Here is a 3430-nt window from a genome sequence, read left to right on the forward strand (position 1 = left end):
CTTCTCTAAGCTATATCCTTGTTTTCTAAGTTCATAGATCTGAACTTTATCATCATAAGTTAATTTCATGATAAAAACACCCCAAAAGTTAGATTTTTTCTGTCTAACTTTTGGGGGGCAGTTCAAAGAAGCTGTCGTTTTTTTATAGAATGATGGCGAAGTTGGAAGAAAAGTGCTTACATTTTTTAAATTGTTTATCAAATCTATGATATAATGAATATAACAAAAACATGAGAAGCTATTTTTAAAATCCTCTTCCAGTGTTAACTGAAGTATGCACATGCTAGGGTAATGTTATAGGAGGGATACCATCTACTGTAAAAGTAAGATAAAATGTAACTAATGATAAGTTCTTCTTTTAGGTGAAGTATACTTATCAGCCTATTTACTAATCGTTATGGAGGTATTATCATGGGCGCTATTATGGAGTTTGCAACAGAAAAACAGATTGAATCATTTCTCTCAACTTGCCACATTGAAGGGCAAAAGAATTTTCTGATGGCTTTTAAGAAAAAGACATGGTTGAAATCCTTTATTGATTTCTTCATTATAGGAGGGACTTACTATGTTCAGTCGAGTGTGAAGCCTAAGATTCTGGCATTCACACCTAAGGGAATCTACTTGATGGACATCAGTGATGTAACAGAAAATCATTCTAATCAAGTCGTAGAGATGCCTTGGAATCAAGTCAAAGATTTTACTTATAAGCCAGTCTTGAATACAGTTAGGCTGAACTGGCACTATCAAAATGAAGACTATATTTTTTCCGTGGAAGTTGGTCAGATTAGTCAGCATGTGGGCCAATATCAATTTAACAAAGACCATTATGACTATTTATCCCAACAGGATTTCTTTCAGTCTAAGTAAGCCCCAGCAATCATTTTCACAAAAGAATCTGGAAGCTTTTCTGGATTCTTTTTAGCTTTACTCGATAAGTCTATAGTTTAAAACTATAACCAGCTCTTGAAAAGAAGAAAATGAGTTGATGAAAATAAGTGGTACAATAGTTACTATAGATTTGGAGGTATTGTATGAGCAAGGAATTACACATCAACACAATTTTGGCCCAGGCGGGCATTAAATCAGATGAAGCGACAGGAGCTTTGGTGACACCGCTTCATTTTTCGACGACTTATCAGCACCCAGAATTTGGTCAGTCTACTGGATTTGACTATACACGCACTAAAAACCCAACTCGCACTAAGGCTGAGGAAGTCTTGGCAGCTATTGAGTCAGCAGATTATGCCCTAGCTACTAGCTCAGGGATGTCAGCTATTGTACTGGCCTTTAGTATCTTCCCAGTAGGAAGTAAGGTCTTGGCTGTCCGTGACCTTTACGGTGGTTCTTTCCGCTGGTTCAATCAAGTGGAGCAGGAAGGCCGGTTCCATTTTACCTATGCCAATACAGAAGCAGAGTTGATTGCCGAGTTAGAAAAGGACGTGGATGTTCTCTATATCGAAACACCAACTAATCCCTTGATGTTGGAATTTGATATCGAAAAACTAGCAAAATTGGCTCATGCTAAGGGTGCCAAAGTGGTGGTGGACAATACCTTCTACAGCCCTATCTACCAACGTCCAATTGAAGATGGAGCAGATATCGTTCTCCATTCAGCAACCAAGTATCTGGCAGGCCACAATGATGTCTTGGCTGGAGTGGTTGTGACCAATAGTTTAGAACTATACGAGAAACTCTTTTACAATCTCAATACGACAGGGGCAGTCTTGTCTCCATTTGACAGTTATCAATTGATTCGTGGTCTCAAGACCTTGTCTCTTCGTATGGAGCGCTCAACAGCTAACGCCCAAGAAGTGGTTGCCTTTTTGAAGGATTCTCCAGCAGTTAAGGAAGTTCTCTACACTGGTCGTGGGGGCATGATTTCCTTTAAAGTAGCCGATGAAACACGCATTCCTCACATTTTGAACAGTCTCAAGGTCTTCTCTTTTGCGGAAAGTTTAGGTGGGGTAGAAAGTCTCATTACTTATCCAACGACGCAAACTCACGCTGATATTCCAGCAGAAGTGCGCCATTCTTATGGTTTGACAGATGACCTCTTGCGCTTGTCTATTGGGATTGAGGATGCTAGAGATTTGATTGCAGATTTGCGCCAAGCATTAGAAGGATAAGACAAAGATGGGAAAATATGATTTTACAAGCCTGCCCAATCGTTTAGGGCACCATACCTATAAATGGAAAGAAGCAGAAACGGATAGTGAAGTCCTACCAGCTTGGATAGCGGATATGGACTTTGTAGTCTTGCCTGAAATCCGCCAAGCCGTGCAGACTTACGCTGATCAACTGGTTTATGGCTATACCTATGCCAGTGAAGAGTTAATTAAGGAAGTTCAAAAGTGGGAAGCCACACAACACGGTTACCACTTTGACAAAGAGGCTCTTGTCTTTATCGAGGGTGTGGTACCAGCCATCTCAACAGCTATTCAAGCCTTTACAAAAGAAGGCGAGGCGGTTTTGATTAACACACCTGTCTATCCACCCTTTGCACGAAGTGTCAAGTTGAACAACCGTAGATTGATTACCAATTCTTTGGTGGAAAAGGATGGTCTGTTTGAGATTGACTTTGATCAACTTGAAAAGGATTTGGTGGAAGAGGATGTCAAACTCTATATTCTTTGCAACCCTCACAATCCTGGTGGACGTGTTTGGGAAAAAGAAGTGTTAGAGAAGATTGGTCAACTCTGCCAAAAACACGGTGTTTTCTTGGTTTCAGATGAGATTCACCAAGATTTGGCTCTTTTTGGTTACAAGCATCATTCCTTCAATACCATCAATCCTGACTTTAAAGAATTTGCTATCGTCTTGACTAGTGCCACTAAAACCTTTAACATCGCTGGAACAAAAAATTCATATGCAGTTATTGAAAATCCTAAGTTGCGAGTGGCTTACCAGAAACGCCAGTTGGCCAATAACCAGCATGAAATTTCAGGCTTGGGTTATTTGGCGACAGAAGCTGCCTATCGATACGGTAAAGATTGGCTAGAGGAACTCAAGCAAGTCTTTGAAGACCATATCAATTATGTGGTAGATTTATTTGGAAAAGAGACTAAAATCAAGGTCATGAAACCGCAAGGAACCTACTTGATTTGGCTTGATTTTTCAGCTTATGACCTGACTGATGAAAGATTGCAAGAGCTTTTGAGGAATGAAGCCAAGGTTATCCTCAACCGTGGTTTGGATTTTGGGGAGGAAGGAAGTCTCCATGCCCGCCTCAATGTAGCCATGCCTAAATCTCTGTTGCAAGAAGTTTGTCAGCGTATCGTTACTACTTTTTCCAAACTTTAAAAATCGGCTCTTTGTCAACTGTAGTGGGTTGAAGAAAAGCTAAGCTCGAGAAAGGACAAAATTTGCCCTTTCTTTTTTGATGTTCAGAGCAATAAAAATCCGTTTTTTGAAGTTTTCAAAGTTTCGAAAT

Annotated in this window: 3 protein-coding genes and 1 pseudogene; 3 read left to right on the forward strand and 1 reads right to left on the reverse strand. The window is 39.9% G+C overall.

The window, feature by feature from the left end; all coding sequences use genetic code 11:
• A pseudogene (locus tag GEZ85_RS09935) lies at positions 1-69 on the reverse strand (transposase); the annotation flags it as partial.
• A gap of 342 nt (positions 70-411) precedes the next feature.
• Between GEZ85_RS09935 and GEZ85_RS09940 the strand changes: the two are divergent.
• The 3 genes from GEZ85_RS09940 (at position 412) to GEZ85_RS09950 (ending at position 3300) form a co-directional block, all read left to right on the forward strand.
• A complete protein-coding gene (locus tag GEZ85_RS09940) occupies positions 412-867 on the forward strand; it encodes a hypothetical protein (RefSeq protein WP_153210197.1) in 456 nt (151 codons plus the stop codon).
• Positions 868-1031: 164 nt separating this feature from the next.
• Positions 1032-2126: a cystathionine gamma-synthase gene (locus GEZ85_RS09945; RefSeq protein WP_153210196.1), complete on the forward strand. Its 1095-nt coding sequence runs from the start codon at positions 1032-1034 to the stop codon at positions 2124-2126.
• A gap of 7 nt (positions 2127-2133) precedes the next feature.
• Positions 2134-3300, forward strand: a complete 1167-nt coding sequence (locus tag GEZ85_RS09950) for a MalY/PatB family protein (RefSeq protein ID WP_153210195.1) — start codon at positions 2134-2136, stop codon at positions 3298-3300.
• Positions 3301-3430 lie beyond the last annotated feature (130 nt).

This window comes from Streptococcus mitis (genome assembly GCF_009496205.1).
Taxonomy (GTDB): Bacteria; Bacillota; Bacilli; order Lactobacillales; family Streptococcaceae; genus Streptococcus; species Streptococcus mitis_BN.